This is a genomic window from Micromonospora sp. WMMD1120 (assembly GCF_029626235.1).
Lineage (GTDB): Bacteria > Actinomycetota > Actinomycetes > Mycobacteriales > Micromonosporaceae > Micromonospora.
Genome location: NZ_JARUBO010000005.1, coordinates 6,680,138 through 6,695,697, shown reverse-complemented (window position 1 = coordinate 6,695,697; position 15,560 = coordinate 6,680,138). Strand labels below are relative to the sequence as shown.

Sequence of the window (15,560 nt, the reverse complement as noted above, 5' to 3'; positions counted from 1 at the left end):
GCGAAGAGAGCGTCGCCTATGCGGAAGCAGGACGAGCCCACCGTATGGCCGGGTGTCTCCAGCACACTCACCTCGATGGAGCCAGCCGCCAGGCTCTCGCTGTCGCGGACGTGCACCATCCCCGGTTGGTCGCAGCCGTAGAAGGCGGCTTCGTTACCGGACAGGTAGACCGGAGCCGGCAGGAGGCCCACCAGCTCGGCGACTCCGTTGACGTGATCAGAATGCGAGTGCGTCAGCAGCACCGCCTGGAGACTCCAACCCTCACGGTGAACTCTTCGGGCGATGCTCTTGCTGTCCCATGCCGGATCCACGACCACCGCATGGCCTGTCGCAGGGTCCCCAACCAGATACTGGAAGTTCGGAAAATGTGCTGGTCCGGCAGTACCGACCACAATTCTATGCATCCGCGATGCTTCTCCCACCGGGAGTGCCCGCGCCCGACTTCGTCGTCCGTTCCAGTGCCTGCCAGGGCAGGTGCCGGAACGTCGACGGCCGCGGTTCGGCCGCGGCAACGGGGGCGTACTCGGAAGCGTCCAGGGTGAGGAGCCCGTCCAGGTAGGCCTGCGCCTCCAGCATCGCCAAGCGGTCCCCGGGGCAGCGGTGCGCTCCCGCCCCGAAGACGTAGCTCTGGGCCATGCGGCGATCGTCCGTCTCAGCGGTGCCCGACTGCAGGCTCGCACTGGCCAGATCCACTTCGATCAGGGCGCCTCGTGGTATCTGGCCGAGCGTGTCGACGAATACGTCTCGCGAGGCATAGCGTGTCGTGAGGCCCAACGGGGCGTCCTGCGTCAACAGGCGCATGACGACACTCGCGGAACCCGCACCGCGCACGTCGCCCGCCACAGCATCCGCGTCGTTCCACCACGCGGAGGTCAGGACCTCCCTTGATCAGTTCGAGATCGACGAACCGTACCGACGTCCGGTTGGCGCGGGCCGCCAACACGGCGACGGCGGTGGCGTGCGGGGAATGCACGTGGATGACCGCGCCGCAGCGCGGATCGGCGGCGTAGATGGCGGCGTGGATGCTGGTCTCGGCGGACGGCTTCGGCCCGTCGGCCCGCACGGGCGTCCCGGTCCGCACGCTGACGGGTACGGTGTCGCTCTCCGTCAGCCGTCCCTTGCTGCGTCCACTCGTGGTGACGAGGATCGTGGCGTCGTCGAGCCGCGTGGAGAGGTTGCCGGACGTACCCTCGAGCCACCCCCGCAGGTACAGCTCCCGGGCCTCCCGCGCCAGGTGGGCGGCTGCGTGGCGGATCGGCGGGGTGTCGCCGGTCCGGGTGGGCCGGATGATCCGGTCCTCGGTGACAATGGCTGTGATCAGGTCGATCGGTGTGACGTCAAACGCGGGGTTGTAGACCGCTGTCCCGGGCTGCGCGATCTGTGCGCCCGAGATCTCCAGTACCTCGTCGGCGGGCCGGTCCTCGATGAGGATGTCATCGCCGTGTGGCGTGGTGACGTCGACCGACGACTCCGGTGCGACGACGACGAACGGGATGTCGTGGCGCGCCGCGGCCACGGCCAACGCATAGGTGCCGATCTTGTTGGCGGTGTCGCCGTTCGCGGCGATGCGGTCCGCGCCGACGATGACGCAGTCGACCAGGCCACGGGCCATGGCCGCCGCGGCGGCCGAGTCGATACACAGCCGGTGCGGGATGCCCGCCTCGGCGAGCTCCCACACGGTGAGTCGGGCACCCTGCAGCAGTGGCCGGGTCTCGGTCGCGAGCACCGAGCCGAGGTCACGGCCGGCCGCCAGCTCGCGGATCGCGCCCAGGGCCGTTCCCCAGCCGCCGGTCGCCAATCGGCCGGTATTGCAGTGGGTGAGGACGTGCAGTGGCCGCCGCGGGGACACCTCACGGATGAGGGCCGCGGCACGTGTCGCTGCGGCGCGGTTCGTCCGCTCGTCCTCGCTGATCATGTCGAGGGCCTCTTGCAGGACGGCATCCGGGCCGTCCGCGAGCCGGCCGAGCGCCCGGTCAACACCCCACCGCAGGTTCACGGCGGTGGGTCGGGCGGCCGCGAGTAGTTCGGCGTCCGCCCGTACCGCAGCATGATCGACATTGTCGTCGACGGATCGCAGGTGCGCCGACAGGGCGACGCCGAGTCCACCTGCCAGTCCGAGGGCCGGAGCGCCCCGGATCGCCAGGCGCTGAATCGCCGTGATGATCTGGTCGATGCTGGTCATGTGCAGGACGGTCATCTCGTGGGGGAGTGTCGTCTGGTCGACAGCGACGACGCAGCCGGGTTCCCAGTCGACCGAACGCTGCATGAATTGCTCCTCCATCGCCGAAGTGCCGAAGTGGGCAGGTCGATCGGTGGCTCGAGGCGTCCCGGAACTGCGAGTGCCGCTGGCCGTCACCGGTGCGGGGTCCACACCTGGTCGATCCCACTCTGGATCGTGGAGGTGGGGCGAGTAACGATGGTCGTGAGGATCGTAACCGCAATCAATCGATGTACGTCAACCCGTCTGAGCGCTACCCCGTCGATGGGCGACCGGCTTCAGACGTCCGCCGGACGGTGCACCGTGAGGTGCGTGGAGAGAGCGCCGAGGAAGTCCACGGCGTCGAAGGCCGCGCCCGCGGAGACGACACCTGTCGTCCGGGCACGCCCGGTGCGGATGCGGTCGACGGCCTCCACCGCGAGGGGCGCGCTGACGGCGTAGATGTCCTGACCGGTGGCGGCGAGTCGGCGTTCCGTGCCGCCGGACCGGACGAGGACGTCGACGACGAACGTCTGCGCGGAGCGGCCCCACTCGTCGACGGCGGTCGGCGCGGTGGGTTCGGAAGATCCCAGGTCCGCGGCCGCCCGGGTGGTCATGTAGGTGCGGACCTCGGAGACGGCCAGGTGGCTGGGGATGGTGACGACGTCGGCCATGGTGAACTCGCCGAGCACGGGTCGCGGGCCGAGCGGGGCCGGAAAGGGCCACTCCAGGGTGGGCAGCGCGTCGTCGTGGTGACGCAACCGTCCGCCGGTGAAGCGGAGGCGGCGGCCACCGCGCCGCTGGGTCGAGACCGCCCCCGAGGCCAGCGTGCCGCCGGTGGGGTGCCAGCTGGTCAGGCCGTACGCGACATGCACCTCGTCCGCGGCCGTCCAGTCGCCCATCGCGGCAGTGGCCAGCAGGTCACCGAGGCCGCCGAAGAAGGCCATCGCGGGGACCACCAAGAGGCCGGCGGCGCGGGCGCGCTCGGCGTGATGGGCGAAGGTGTCGAGGTTGGCCTCGATCTCCGCCGCCACATCGACGTAGGGAATGCTGGCGCGCAGGGCTGCTTCGACCACCGGGCCGGCGGTCGAGGCGAACGGCCCGGCGGCGTTGATCACAGCTTCCGCGCCGTCGAGGGCCCGGTCGAGCGAGGCCGGATCGTCGACCGACGCCGGTCGTGCCTCGGCACCCGGATGGTCCTGGGCCAGCGCCAGCAGCCGGTCCCGGTCCCGGCCGAGCAGCAGCGGGACCAACCCGCGCCTGCGCAGCTCGGCCACCACGAACCGCCCGGTGTGCCCGTACGCGCCGTAGACCGCGATGTTCCCGACCGTCGCCATGTCCAGCTCTCCATGCCTCGAGGTGATCCACTGCCAGAGATCCTGGTCGGGCCGGATGGTCGCCACCAGTGTCCGGAACGACGTGCCCCATACAATTCCCGACATGGATGTCGTCCCGCGCTCCGTCGCCATCGCCGCCACCGACGGGATGCTCCACTTCGAACTGGCCCTGGCCTACGAGGTCTTCGGCTCACCGCCCGACGCTGTCCCCGGCCCCTGGTACGACGTGAGCGTCTGCGGCACGAGGCCGGCGCGCGTCGGCCGCTTCCTGCTGGAGCCGGACGGCGACCTGGCCGACCTGGCCCGTGCCGGCACGGTGATCGTCCCCGCGGTCGCCGACGTCGACGCAGACCCGCCGGCCGACCTCGTCGCCGCGGTACGCGAGGCCCACCGGGCGGGCGCCCGGATGGTCTCCCTGTGCACCGGGGTCTTCGTGCTCGCCGCCGCCGGGTTGCTGGACGGCCTGCGGGCGACCACGCACTGGGCGCACACCGAGCAACTGGCCGCGCGTCATCCCCGGGTGACGGTCGACCCGGACGTGCTCTACGTCGACAACGGCGAGGTGCTGACGTCGGCGGGCAAGGCCGCGGCGATGGACCTCTGCCTGCACCTGGTCCGGCGTGACCATGGGTCGGCGGTCGCCAACATCGTCGCCCGTCGCCTGGTGGTGCCGCCGCACCGGGCGGGTGGCCAGGCCCAGTTCGTCACCACGCCGGTGCCGGTCCGGGACGACCATCCACTGGCCGATCTGATGCCGTGGGCGATGCGGCGGCTGGACCAGCCGCTCACCGTGGCGGACCTGGCCCGGCAGGCGAACCTGAGCACCCGTCACCTGACCCGGCAGTTCCACGCGGTCACCGGCACCACCCCGCTGCGGTGGCTGCTGACCCAGCGGATCCGGCGCGCGCAGGAGCTGCTCGAGAACACCGACGACGGCGTGGACGCGATCGCGGCGGCCGCCGGCATGGGCACCGCGACGACGCTGCGTCGCCACTTCCAACGCTCGGTCGGCGTGCCGCCGGACACCTACCGCCGCACGTTCAGGGCATGACCGTCACCGTGCGCCGGATGGCCTTCGCGGGCAGAACGACGGTGGCAGAGCCCGTACGCTCAGGTGGTGACCGACTTTCGTGCGGCGGTTGAAGCGGGCGACCTCGACGCCATCGAGGCGTCCCTGGCCGACAACGTGGTGTTCCGCAGTCCAGTGGCGTTCAAGCCCTATCCGGGCAAGGCGATCACCGTTGCGATCGTGCGGGGTGTGCTGCGGGTCTTCGAGGACTTCCGGTACGTCCGCGAGTTGAGCGGCGAGGGCGGTCGCGATCACGCGTTGGTGTTCGAGGCGCGGATGGGTGACGTCGCCGTCGAGGGCTGTGACTTCCTGCATCTGGATGAGAGCGGTCTGATCGATGAGTTGACGGTCATGGTTCGACCGCTGTCCGCCGCGCAGACCCTGGCCGCCGCGATGGCCGCGCAGTTCGAGCAGATCCAGCGCGAGGCGACCACTGGCTAGCACGCCCGAGCTGCCCCGCGTGCCGTGAACTGTACCGGCGTACACCGCTCGTTCCTTCGGACCATCGACCCGCTGTGGCGGGTCAAGGAGTGGTTCGCAGCCGCTGGGCGAGCAGTGGGCTGGCCGCGGTCGGATCGATGTCGCAGACCAACAGGCCGGGCGTGCCGTACGGCTGGAAGTCGAGCAGCGTGCCGTCCGGTCCTACGACGGCGGAGGTGGTGGGCGAGCCGGGGCTCGCGCAGTTGACGGCGGCGACGTAACAGGCGTTCTCCGCGGCGCGACAGAGGAACGCCTTCTCGTGGAAGGAGTTCCTCGGGTCGGCGAACTCGGTGGGCTGGAACGATCCGGGCTCGGCTTCGTTGTAGTGCGGGTGGAACACCAGCTGCGCTCCGTTGCGTACCGCCCAGCGCACGGTCTCCGGGTAGCGGAAGCCTTCGTGGCAGATCGTGATGCCGAAGCGGACGCCGTCGACGTCGAACACCCGCCGCCCGGCGCCCGGCTCGTAGGTGGCGTCCTCGTCCGGATCAAGCTGCACCTTGTCCTGGTGCCCCACCACGTCGCCATCCGGTCCCAGCACGAGCGCGGTCAGCCGCGGCTTGTCCGACACGTACCGCTCGGTGCCGAGCACCACGTGGATCCGGCTCTCGCCCGCGACCCTGGCGATGCGCTCGTGCGCGGCCGCCAGGAACTCGGCGGTCACCGGCTTACGCGTGCGCGGCGGCCAGGGGTACCCCGGCACGTACGCCTCCGGGAAGCACACGATGCGAGCGCCCGCCTCGGCGGCGGCCCGCACCGCGTGCTCGGCCCGCGTCACCGAGTCCTCCGGGCTCGTCGGGATCTCGACATTGGCGAGCGCGATGCGAAGGCCTGGCATGCGATCATTTTGCCGTAGAGGCTGGTCCGGTGCCGCGTGCGACCGCCAGGAACAGCGGCCAGCTCAGTCGAGCAGGTAGCGGGCCGGGACCGCGTCGGTGAGCCAGACGCCGTTGGCGCTGCGGTGGAACACGTGCCCGTCGGCGGCCATCGTCGCCGCGTCGACGGTGAGGATCACCACCCGACCGGCCCGTCGAGCGCCGACCCAATGGGCGGTTTCGGAGTCGGCGGAGAGATGGACGTGGTGCCGGCCGCCGCGGTGCAGGCCGGTGGCCCGGATCGACTCCAGCGCGCCGGCACCGGTGCCGTGATAGAGCCGGTCCGGCGGGGTCGCCGGGGGCAGCCCGAGGTCCACCGGGACGGAGTGGCCCTGGTTGGCCCGGATCCGCAGCACCCCGTCGGCGCCACGCTCGACAGCGAACCGCTGCTTGTCGTTGCCGGCGACGACCGCGTCCAGCTCGGCCCGCTCGATGCGGAGGGCGGCGAGCAGGGCGTCGACCGGAGTCCAACCGGCCGGGTCGAGCACCAGGCCGGCCCGGTCGGGATCGTGCCGGAGGGCCTTCGACATCCGTTTGCTCAACCTCACCAGGCGCTCGCGATCCACGCTGGCATCGTGGTCGATCCCGCCGGTCCAGTCGAGATGTTTTCGACGGCGACACCGCACCGCGGTGGGCGTGAGAACATCGCTCGATGCTGCGTTATGACGAGGCGGACCTGGTCGCCTACGTTGCTGACCACTGCTCCCAGGTGGCCCTCGCCTTATACGACACCACAGACCAGACCGCTGGCGTCGCGGCGCTGCGGCGCGCGGTTCGGAGGGTTGGCCGGATACCGCATCCGGACGTCCCGGAGGACCCGCTGCCGAGTTGGTGCTCGGTGCTCGTGGAGGACGATGTTCCGGTCTTTCGGCTGGATCTCAAGGACGAAGGTCAGTACGCCGAGCACGTCGTCCGGATCGTCCTCGGTGAGCTCGACGCGGCCGACATCGACGGCCGACTCGAGCCGAGGAGGCCACCACAGCCGCCCTACGACTATGACGCCCAGGCCGACATCTTCTACGGCGCCGCGACGGGCCTGACCGAACTGGACGCGGGGCTGCCTCCACGTTTCCCCGCCGGCTTCCCCGCACCGCGGGAAGCCACGCTCGTCCTCGCTCAGCGGGCCCGCGACGGCACCTGGGAACACGCCGCGTGGCGGCGTCCAGGCCGGCCGTTCGTCGAGTACCCACAGCAACTGCGGACCTTTGGGTGTGCGCTCGGCAGCGTCGCCGCGGCCGAGGTGGCTGAATACGTCGACGCGACCTGCATGGTCAGGTACTCGCTGGGACGGGGGAGGGACAGTGGCAGCGTCTCGCTTTACCACGAGATGCGTAGACCGGGTCAGGCCCCATCGAACTGGTACGTCAGCGTCGTCTGGCGAACCGCTACCGACACGCCGCCCCCGCTTCCCAAGGAGACCCCGGCACCGACGTCTGCCGCCGACCTGGACCCGGCCGGGGTACGCGAGCGGGCACCGGGCTTCGCCGGGCTCGACCACACCGTTGGCTGCGAAACGCTGCTCGCGATCAGTGCGGCGTCGCTCGCCGTGAACGCGGCGGCCGCTGCCCTGCCGCCGCGGTGCCACCATGAACGGAACTTTCTGCGCTGGCAGCATCGCCAGCTCGCACCGCTGCTGCGTGGGCTGAGCCCCGATCAGATGGCGGTGGTCCGCCACGCCTGCCTGACGACGATCTCCAACTGGACATACCACCGGATGGCGCGCCTGCCACGCCTTTCCCTGGCCCACGACGACGCCGGCCATCTCTACGCTGTCGACGTGCGACACGCGGCCGCACCGACGCTGCAACCCGAGCAGATCCTCGAAACCGAAACGCTCCACGCGCTACAGACCGCCGCGATCATGCTGGACCCGCTGCTACAGAGCCTACGCACCGCCATGGCCGACCCGCGCCTCACCTGGGCCGGCACCCACCAGGTCACCACAGCGATGCGCCAACGAGCCGGTCAACTCGCCAGAACCCTTGAGGGCATCACCCCGGAACAGCTGACCGACGCGCGCGACGCCTGCTGGCAGATAGCCTCGAACCGGCCCACCCCGCCCGCAGCCCGCTGACCCGGGACCTGCTCGTCAGTCGGTCGACGGTTCACCGCTAGAAGTCGAATCCGCGGCCGGGATGGTCTGTCTCCCGCTCCGGCCGCGTCAGACGCATCTGCTCGAGGAGTTCGGCGCGTGTCCGCGCGAGCCGTGCGAACTCGAACTGCTCGTCGTTGCGAATCGCGTTGCCAACCCCGACCGTCACCCCGTCCGTGCGGATGATCCGCAGATGCTCGCCCCGCCCCGGGGTGCCGACAGCCACGCCCCGGTGGCGGTCGACCTCGACGGGCAGCGAGCGCAGATGGGTGTCGAGCGTCCGGGTCACCGCGTTCACGTCGCCGCGGCCGTCTCGCGGGCAGAGACAGTCCGCCAGCGCGCGGGCCAGGCCGGGGCTCTCGCGCAGCAACGCGGCGGCCCGCGGCTCGTCCATCACCGTGTAGCGGAACGTGTTGCGTTGCGTCCCGTGATCGCCGACCTGCACTCCACGCACATCGTCGACGAAGAGCAGGCTTTCCCAGAAGCCCGGTTCCCGTACTCGGGCGGTCAGCGCCAGCGGTTTCTCGGCGACCCACCCGCCGGTAGCCCCGCGCAGCGCCGCGACGAGGTCGTCGCGCAGGCCCCGGTCGTCGCGCTGCTCGGACAGCCGGCGGATCGCCCGCTGCACGTTCTCGCGGTCGAGCACGTCGCGGAAGTCGATGGCCCGGTCCGGCCGGTGTACGACGAACCGGTTGATCTGACGGTTGTGGTTGCCGATCTGCGCGCCGCGCACGTCTCGCAGCTCGACGACCCATGCGTCGAGCTCGTTCGCCACCGTGAACCCGTCCGTGCGGGTCCGGCGCGGACGGGCGGGGTGCGGGCGGACGGCTTCCGGATCAGCGACCGGCTGGCCGGGGCCGACGGAGCGCCCGGTGACGTCCGCGGCGCGCTGGATGCTGAGGTCGAGACCGTCGATGGTGTCGCGGACGGCCCGCAGGAAGCCCACCACCAGCGGTTCGTCGCGGTTGAACCGCAGGTCGGCATGGATGGCGTCGAGCACGATGCCGCTGTCGTCGAGTCGCGCCTCGGCGCGCAGCAACGGGACGGGACGGGAACCCGCGAACCGCTCACGCTCACCTCGGGTGAGCACGATCGGTGTCGGTGCGGCGCGGAACGTCACAGTCGGCAGGTCCAGGCCGAGCAGTAGGCCGTGCCAGTCGCCGGTGTCGTCGTCGTCCTCGGCTCCGACCGACGCGATCCGCAGGGGATCGACCCAGTCGGAGATCCAGAACTCGTCGAGTCGGCCGCCCTCGTCCGTGCGCATTCTCCGGTGGATCAGCAGACGGGCGTGGTCGTCGGCGGTGTCCGGCCCGTCCTCGAGAAGGAACAGGCCGACGGTGATGTCCTGGCTCACGTGTCCTCCGGTCGGACGAACCTCTCATGAGCGACCGCCCGCCCGTCGCGCGTCGCCGTCGACCGGATGAGGCGCAGGAGGGTGCGCTGGGACCGCTCGACGTCGTCGCGCAGGGCGGCAGCATCGGCGGCCAGGCCGTCCATCCGGGTGTTCGCCGCCACCGCTCGGGCGTTGGCCGACGCGACCCGACCGTCGACCTCCGACAGCCGGGCGTCCATCGCGGACAGTTGTCGCGCGGTGAGCGCCGACTCGGTGACCGTCCGGTCGAGCGCCGCCACGGTTGCGCCGGTTCTGTCGATCCGCGCGCCCGCCTCGTCGACTCGCCGATCGGTCGCGGCGGCGCGACGCTCCACGTCGCTGATCCGCTGGTCCATGCCGTAAACCGTGCGCAGGGAGGCGCCCACCTGCCGACCGATCGCCGCGACCCGGCGGTGCCACAGGACCAACAGCGCCGCGTTGACGATCGCCGTGGTGACGGCCGTGGCGAGAGCCAGCCAGGTGAAGACGCTCGGGCGGTCCCGCTTCGCCGGCACCTCCTGCACGACGAGCGTCGGCACCGGCGGGGCGGGCGTGGCCTGGCCGAGCAGCAGCAACTCGCCCCGAGCTGTCTCGTCGCCGCGGTCGACGGCGAGCGCCGCCTCGTACGCGCTCCGCGCCTTGGCCTTGTCGCCTGCCGCCAGGGCCGCGCGCCCCGCCGCCACGTGCTTGGTGACGTCCCGTCGCAGGTCGGCGACCTTGTCCGCCCCGGTGTCGGCGCAGCGTCCCTCGCCACTTCGCTGAGCGGCAGCGTAGGCGTTCGCCGCCTCGGTCAGACGGGCGTCAGTGACCAGGCCGTTGGCGTACTCGCACAGCGACCGGTCGCGCCCGCAACCCGACGCGGTGAGCGCGAGGAGGAGGAGAAGGGAGACGGCGAGGGCGTGGCGGAGTCTGCGCACCGGGCCTCCGTTCGAGTACGGCGATCACCGGCCAACACCGCACCGGCCGCGCGGACGTCAAACCGGTGGGCCGGCCTCGGCGGCCGGTCCGGGTCAGGAGAAGGTGTTGTTCTGGGTGGTGTGGTCACCGATCTGCACACCCTTGGCCGCGTGGGCGTCGACACGGAACTTGCCCACCGGGTCAGCCAGGTCCAACAGTCGGCGCGCGGCGGCGAGGACCCGCTCGTCGCCGTCGGCGCCGGACGTGACCAGGGCCTCTCCGATCCGGGCTTGCCACACACCGGGGTCCGTCTCGTCGGCCGCCAACGCCCGCGCCGCCGTACCCTCGCGGTCGCCGAACCGGTGCTTGAGCAGATCCTTCAAACCCGCGTACGCGTCCTGCACCACCGCCGAGGCGGTGTCCTTCAGCCCCGCGCCCGCCCCTGCTGCCAACGCCGCCGTGATCACCTGTTCCGCCGACATGGTTCACTCCCGCCTATCGATGGCTTCTTATTCTGACTCTGGAGCATGCGACGGTCACACGCGAGGATTCCTCGCAACGGCGTGACGGCGGTCAGGCCGACGCGCCGACGCCGGACCGGCGCCGCGATGCTCTCGGCGGTGACCAGCAGGAGAAAACCACCGGTGGTGGGCAGGCCGCCGACGAGCATCGTCCAACGAGGTGTCCAGCCGACCGCTAACACCGCCGCGCCGAGGCTGAGCAGCACGAGCGGAAGGATGTTCCAGGTGCCGCGCAGCGCGGCACCCGTGGCCAACTCGCCACCGATGATGGTCACCCCGAGCCAGGTCGCCAGACCGGCGCCGTGACCAGGACCGCCTCGGCCACGGCGGTGGCCGCGTGGCTGATGCGCAGAAGCTCGGCCCGTACGACACAGTCGTGCTGAACGTCGGTCTCGGCCGCATGGGTGCCAACGAGCGGGAGGTGACGGTCGACGGCAACGCGCCTGGCGACCGGGGAATGCCGAGAAATCCCCGGAGAGACAGGACGGGTTGCTCGATGTCTGCGCACGCCTGACGGGCGCCGAACTGTCACCGTCGGCTGGGCATCGGGGCCACGCGCGTCGGCGCTAGCTTCGCGGGAGCACGGTGATGGCCCCGATGGCGCTGTTGACGACAGTGGCCGTCACGGTACGCGTCACGGCCGCACCGGCGGCGTCGGCGCCCCAGTCGCCCCGCTCGAGTTCCTTGGCCCGGTTGATCACCGGTGACGTCCACGGGATCTCCCGGTGGAACTGCGGGAGCGTCCCGCTCGCGGAGAGCAGCGCCGCGAGCGCGGCGACCCGGGCCGGCGGCTCCGCGCCGTCCACGAGCACCCGCCGGACGTCGGCGAGGAGGCGTGGCCGGCGTTCGGTCCGGCCGTCGCGCAGAACCGTGGTGCGGAACAGGCCGAGCACCTTGTGGGGCTCCTGGTCGATATCACCGCGCGCGATGAGCCGCCGCAGCACCGGCTCGCGCAGGGTGGGACCGATCGCCGCCAGGGCCGTCTGCACCCCTCGGGGTTTCGCGGCGAGGTAGTCCCACGCCGACCGCAGGAGGCCGTCCGACGGCGGATGCCCCGGCACGCTGCCGACCCGCCCCTTGGCCTCGGCGGTCAGGTGGTCGCCGAGGGCGAGGTCGGCGAGGACGGCTCCACCGAGGACGTAGAAGAGGGTGTTCTCGCCGGCGATGGTTCCGGATGCGGGTTGGAACAGCAGGAGGAGGTCCTCGGCGAGGGTCGGGGTGTCGGCCCGGGGTGCGGTGGTCATCGGCGGGGCTCCCAGCGGAAGAGTCGGGTGGCGAGGATGACGGCGATGACGACCCAGCCGAGCGTGGGCGCGAGCAGGAGCAGGGAGTCGACGACGGCGACGCCGCCGTTCCAGGCGTTCATCGTCAGCTCGGTGGCCGCTCCGCCGGGCAGCAGCCGCTTGAGCCAGGCGAGGCTCTCGGTGCCGGAGATGCCGACCCAGCTCGCCACGGCGATCACACCGAGGGTGACGGGCAGGGTGGTGACCTGGGCGTGTTCGGGGGAGTTCGTCAACCCGGCCGTGGCCAGGGCCAATGCGATCAACATGGCCACTGCCGCGAGGGCCGCCACCACCAGCAGGACGACGTTGTCCGGGCCACCGGCGACCACGGCCAGGGCGGTCAGGATCGCCGTCACCTGTACCACGGTGAGCAGGAGTACGGGCAGCAGCAAACCGGCGAGGATGCCGGCGTCGCTCTCGGCAGTGGAGCGCAGCCGCTTGAGGAAGAGGTTCTGCCGCCGGGACGCCAGGGTGGTGACGGCCGTGGTGTAGAGCCCGAACGCGGTGATCGTGAACAGCACGATCGCGGCGACGTAGCCGAGGCTCCCGAGGGCGGCGTAGGTGTCGTGCTGACGGACGAAGAACGCGGACACCGCCGCCGGGATGATGAGGCTGGTGATCAGCACCAGCCGGTTGCGGAAGATCTGGATCAGCTCGCTGGACGCGATGGACAACACGGTGCTGGACCTCTCGGAGAAGTGGATCAACTGTTGATGGCGCGGAACACGTCGTCGAGTCGGGTCGGTCCCGCCGCCAGGTCGCGCAGCTCCACGGCGTGCTCCTGGGCCCAGCCGAGCAGGAGGTGCAGATCATTCTGCAGTTCGAAGGACTCGACGGTGACCTTTCCGTCCGCGTCGACGGCCGCCGGCAGTGGTAGTGGCGGCACCGGCGCGGTCAGGGAGAAGCGGATCATGCCGGGAAGGGTGCGGGTCAGCTCGGAGACGGTGCCCTCGCGGTGCAGGGCGCCGTCGTGCATGAGTCCGATCCGGTCGGCGCGCTGCTGCGCCTCCTCCAGGTAGTGCGTGGTGAGCACGATCGTGGAACCGTTCTCCCGCAGCCGGTCGACGGTGGCCCAGACGGCGTCGCGGGACTGGATGTCGAGACCGGTGGTCGGCTCGTCCAGGACGATCAGCTCCGGGGTGCCGTAGACCGCTGTGGCGAAGTCCAGCCGGCGTTTCTCCCCGCCGGACAGCTGGGACACCCTGCGGCCGGCCCGACCGGTGAGGTCGACCACGTCGAGCACCCGGTCGACGTCGTCGGTGCGTCGGGTGAGCCGGCCGATCAGGCCGACTGACTCACGGACGGTGAGGTCCGGGGAGAATCCGCTCTCCTGGAGCATCACCCCCGTCCGGGGACGGACCGCCCGACGGTCGTCGGGGCTGTGCCCGAAGACGCGTACCGAGCCCGAGGTCGGCCTCCGGTGGCCCTCGACGACCTCCAGGGTCGACGTCTTGCCGGCGCCGTTGGTGCCCAGCAGCGCGTACAGCTCTCCGGGCCGTACCTCGAAGGAGAGCTCCCTGACGGCGTGGAAGTCGCCGTAGGTGAGGTTCAGCCGGTCGACTTCGATGACTGGTGTGGTGGACATGGGCCAATGACAGCGCGGACGCGGCCTCCCCGTCAGTGGCGCCACGTCACCACCGGATGTGACGTGGTGTCACTGTTCGCGGTTCCTGGCTGCCCAATACTGGGGTGGTGACCGCCACGTCGCCGCGCTACACCGAGTCGACGCAGGGAAGACTGCGCCGACTCAACCTCGCCACCTCGCTACCGCCCGTGGTGTTCGCCGCGGTGGTCCTGCTCTACGTCGACGCGCGTACCTGGTGGCATGTGATCATCCTGGGGCCCGGAGCTGTGGCGGCGGTGGTGGCGTTCGAGCGGTGGACGGCCGACGACCTGGCGCGGGTGGCGCGGCCGTGCCTGGTCGTGGCGGGGGTGGTGTGGCCGCTGGGGGTCCTGGTGACCGCCAGCCCCAACGCCTACTGGGGGTTCTGCGCGGTGGGCTCCCTCGCCATGCGCGAGGTCCGGCGGCACCGGAAGCGCGCTCTGGCCGGGCTCTTCGGCTACGTCGCCGCCGTCGGCGCGACGCGACTGCTGGTGCAGCGGGACGACATCGGTGCCGTGCTGCTCACCTACGTTCTCATTCCGACCGTCCTGACCATCATCGTGACGGTCTTCACGATCGTGGGCGAACGGTTCTTCGACCTCATCCGGGAACTGGAGCAGACCCGGGAGCGGGAAGCGGAACTCGCGGTGATCCGCGAACGCGTCCGCTTCGCCAGCGACCTGCACGACATCCAGGGCCACACCCTGCACGTGGTGAAATTGAAGATCGCCCTGGCGCAGCGACTGCTGCTCCGCGACACCGCGCGGGCGGAGAGGGAACTGCGGGAGACGTACGGGTTGGTCAGCGACACCATCGCGCAGACCAAGGAGTTGGCCTACGCGCAACGGCGGCTCAACCTCACCGCGGAGATCGAGAACGCCAAGAACCTGTTCGAGGCGGCCGGCATCCGGGTGCGGGTGACCCGGGAGGCCGAGGTCGACGCCCGCTTCAGCGAACTGCTCGGGCAGGTGCTGCGCGAGACGACCACGAACATCCTGCGCCACGCGCAGGCCACCCAGGTGCGGATCACGCTCGCCGAGTCGGGCATCACCATCGCCAACGACGGCGTGACCGCGACCTCGCCGCCCGAGCTGAGAGGACTGGCCGCACTCCGGCAACGGGTGGCGGGCGACGGAGGGGAGCTGACGGTGGAACAGCAGGAGGACGAGTTCCGTACGGCGGCGGTGTTCCCCACCGTGCGTGCCGGCAGGCGGCGGAGCGCCGGCCGATGACCAGGATCGTGCTCGCCGACGACGAGGCGCTGCTGCGTACGGCCCTGGCCGCGCTGCTGCCGATGGAGGGCGACATCACCGTTCTCGCCGAGGCGTCCGACGCCGCGACGGCCGTCGCTGCCACAGTGCGGCACGAGCCCGACGTGCTGGTCATCGACCTGGAGATGCCGGGAGTGGACGGCCTGGGCGCGGTCGCCGAGATCCGGCGTACGCGCCCGGACCAGGTGGTCCTCATGCTGACCCGGCACGCCCGCCCCGGCGTGCTGCGCAAGGCGTTGAAGCTCGGCGTCCAGGGCTTCGTCAGCAAGTCCGCCGAGCCGGCGCACATCTCCTCCGTCATCGCCACCCTGCACGCGGGTAAGCGCTGGATCGACCCGGACGTGTCCGCGCTCGCGGTCACCGAGGACAACCCCCTCACCGATCGTGAGGCCGACGTCCTACGGGTCACGGGTGAGGGCTACTCGGTCGCCGACATCGCCGTCCGGCTGCACCTCGCCCCGGGGACCGTCCGCAACTACCTGTCCAACGCCATGCGGAAGACCCAGACCCGGACACGTCACGAAGCGGCCCGCTACGCCCGCGAACACGATTGGCTGTAACAGCGG

The 15,560-nt window shown here is 71.0% G+C and carries 17 protein-coding genes; 5 read left to right on the top strand and 12 right to left on the bottom strand.

What is annotated here, in order from left to right:
* Positions 1-396: 396 nt before the first annotated feature.
* The 3 genes from O7634_RS29910 to O7634_RS29900 form a co-directional block, all read right to left on the bottom strand.
* Positions 397-636, bottom strand: coding sequence for a hypothetical protein (locus O7634_RS29910; protein ID WP_278153483.1), 240 nt, complete (start codon positions 634-636; stop codon positions 397-399).
* Positions 637-652: 16 nt separating this feature from the next.
* On the bottom strand, positions 653-2,356 hold the full coding sequence (gene mtnA / locus O7634_RS29905) for an S-methyl-5-thioribose-1-phosphate isomerase (protein WP_278153482.1): 1,704 nt from the start codon (positions 2,354-2,356) through the stop codon (positions 653-655).
* A 140-nt stretch (positions 2,357-2,496) separates the two neighbouring features.
* On the bottom strand, positions 2,497-3,639 hold the full coding sequence (locus O7634_RS29900) for a saccharopine dehydrogenase NADP-binding domain-containing protein (RefSeq protein ID WP_278153481.1): 1,143 nt from the start codon (positions 3,637-3,639) through the stop codon (positions 2,497-2,499).
* On the opposite strand from O7634_RS29900, the gene O7634_RS29895 reads away from it, so the two are divergent.
* Together O7634_RS29895 and O7634_RS29890 are read left to right on the top strand one after the other, a co-directional pair.
* Positions 3,638-4,585 (top strand): helix-turn-helix domain-containing protein, encoded by a 948-nt coding sequence (locus tag O7634_RS29895; protein ID WP_278153480.1) that lies wholly within the window; start codon positions 3,638-3,640, stop codon positions 4,583-4,585. The genes O7634_RS29900 and O7634_RS29895 overlap by 2 nt on opposite strands.
* A 66-nt stretch (positions 4,586-4,651) precedes the next feature.
* A complete protein-coding gene (locus O7634_RS29890; protein WP_278153479.1) occupies positions 4,652-5,044 on the top strand; it encodes a nuclear transport factor 2 family protein in 393 nt (130 codons plus the stop codon).
* 82 nt (positions 5,045-5,126) lie between these two features.
* Here the strand turns inward: O7634_RS29890 and O7634_RS29885 are convergent, their stop codons facing one another.
* Positions 5,127-5,918 (bottom strand): carbon-nitrogen hydrolase family protein, encoded by a 792-nt coding sequence (locus tag O7634_RS29885; RefSeq protein ID WP_278153478.1) that lies wholly within the window; start codon positions 5,916-5,918, stop codon positions 5,127-5,129.
* A 63-nt stretch (positions 5,919-5,981) separates the two neighbouring features.
* On the bottom strand, positions 5,982-6,521 hold the full coding sequence (locus O7634_RS29880; RefSeq protein WP_278153477.1) for an RNA 2'-phosphotransferase: 540 nt from the start codon (positions 6,519-6,521) through the stop codon (positions 5,982-5,984).
* A gap of 86 nt (positions 6,522-6,607) precedes the next feature.
* On the opposite strand from O7634_RS29880, the gene O7634_RS29875 reads away from it, so the two are divergent.
* Positions 6,608-8,029 carry a hypothetical protein gene (locus O7634_RS29875; RefSeq protein WP_278153476.1) on the top strand — a complete coding sequence of 474 codons (1,422 nt, stop codon included), beginning with the start codon at positions 6,608-6,610 and terminating at the stop codon, positions 8,027-8,029.
* Positions 8,030-8,066: 37 nt separating this feature from the next.
* On the opposite strand, the gene O7634_RS29870 is transcribed toward O7634_RS29875, so the two are convergent.
* From O7634_RS29870 to O7634_RS29840, 7 genes are all read right to left on the bottom strand, one after another.
* On the bottom strand, positions 8,067-9,401 hold the full coding sequence (locus O7634_RS29870; RefSeq protein ID WP_278153475.1) for a hypothetical protein: 1,335 nt from the start codon (positions 9,399-9,401) through the stop codon (positions 8,067-8,069).
* Positions 9,398-10,336: a hypothetical protein gene (locus tag O7634_RS29865; protein ID WP_278153474.1), complete on the bottom strand. Its 939-nt coding sequence runs from the start codon at positions 10,334-10,336 to the stop codon at positions 9,398-9,400. Before O7634_RS29865 ends, O7634_RS29870 begins: the two co-directional genes overlap by 4 nt.
* A gap of 93 nt (positions 10,337-10,429) precedes the next feature.
* Positions 10,430-10,798 carry a hypothetical protein gene (locus O7634_RS29860; RefSeq protein ID WP_278153473.1) on the bottom strand — a complete coding sequence of 123 codons (369 nt, stop codon included), beginning with the start codon at positions 10,796-10,798 and terminating at the stop codon, positions 10,430-10,432.
* Positions 10,780-11,112 carry a hypothetical protein gene (locus O7634_RS29855; protein WP_278153472.1) on the bottom strand — a complete coding sequence of 111 codons (333 nt, stop codon included), beginning with the start codon at positions 11,110-11,112 and terminating at the stop codon, positions 10,780-10,782. The genes O7634_RS29860 and O7634_RS29855 overlap by 19 nt, the downstream gene beginning before the upstream one ends.
* A gap of 291 nt (positions 11,113-11,403) precedes the next feature.
* Positions 11,404-12,081 (bottom strand): GPP34 family phosphoprotein, encoded by a 678-nt coding sequence (locus tag O7634_RS29850; protein WP_278153471.1) that lies wholly within the window; start codon positions 12,079-12,081, stop codon positions 11,404-11,406.
* Positions 12,078-12,827, bottom strand: coding sequence for an ABC transporter permease (locus O7634_RS29845; protein WP_278153470.1), 750 nt, complete (start codon positions 12,825-12,827; stop codon positions 12,078-12,080). The genes O7634_RS29850 and O7634_RS29845 overlap by 4 nt, the downstream gene beginning before the upstream one ends.
* Entirely contained in the window at positions 12,824-13,705 is an 882-nt protein-coding gene (locus O7634_RS29840) for an ABC transporter ATP-binding protein (RefSeq protein ID WP_278153469.1), read from the bottom strand. The genes O7634_RS29845 and O7634_RS29840 overlap by 4 nt, the downstream gene beginning before the upstream one ends.
* Before the next feature lie 107 nt (positions 13,706-13,812).
* On the opposite strand from O7634_RS29840, the gene O7634_RS29835 reads away from it, so the two are divergent.
* Together O7634_RS29835 and O7634_RS29830 are read left to right on the top strand one after the other, a co-directional pair.
* Positions 13,813-14,955, top strand: coding sequence for a histidine kinase (locus O7634_RS29835; RefSeq protein ID WP_278153468.1), 1,143 nt, complete (start codon positions 13,813-13,815; stop codon positions 14,953-14,955).
* Positions 14,952-15,554 carry a response regulator transcription factor gene (locus O7634_RS29830; RefSeq protein WP_278153467.1) on the top strand — a complete coding sequence of 201 codons (603 nt, stop codon included), beginning with the start codon at positions 14,952-14,954 and terminating at the stop codon, positions 15,552-15,554. Before O7634_RS29835 ends, O7634_RS29830 begins: the two co-directional genes overlap by 4 nt.
* Positions 15,555-15,560 lie beyond the last annotated feature (6 nt).

Coding starts and splice junctions, on each gene's coding strand:
- O7634_RS29910 (WP_278153483.1), bottom strand. CDS start 636: ATGGCCCAGAGCTACGTCTTCGGGGCGGGAGCGCACCGCTGCCCCGGG.
- O7634_RS29840 (WP_278153469.1), bottom strand. CDS start 13,705: ATGTCCACCACACCAGTCATCGAAGTCGACCGGCTGAACCTCACCTAC.
- O7634_RS29830 (WP_278153467.1), top strand. CDS start 14,952: ATGACCAGGATCGTGCTCGCCGACGACGAGGCGCTGCTGCGTACGGCC.
- O7634_RS29895 (WP_278153480.1), top strand. CDS start 3,638: ATGGATGTCGTCCCGCGCTCCGTCGCCATCGCCGCCACCGACGGGATG.
- O7634_RS29900 (WP_278153481.1), bottom strand. CDS start 3,639: ATGTCGGGAATTGTATGGGGCACGTCGTTCCGGACACTGGTGGCGACC.
- O7634_RS29850 (WP_278153471.1), bottom strand. CDS start 12,081: ATGACCACCGCACCCCGGGCCGACACCCCGACCCTCGCCGAGGACCTC.
- O7634_RS29860 (WP_278153473.1), bottom strand. CDS start 10,798: ATGTCGGCGGAACAGGTGATCACGGCGGCGTTGGCAGCAGGGGCGGGC.
- O7634_RS29885 (WP_278153478.1), bottom strand. CDS start 5,918: ATGCCAGGCCTTCGCATCGCGCTCGCCAATGTCGAGATCCCGACGAGC.
- O7634_RS29875 (WP_278153476.1), top strand. CDS start 6,608: ATGCTGCGTTATGACGAGGCGGACCTGGTCGCCTACGTTGCTGACCAC.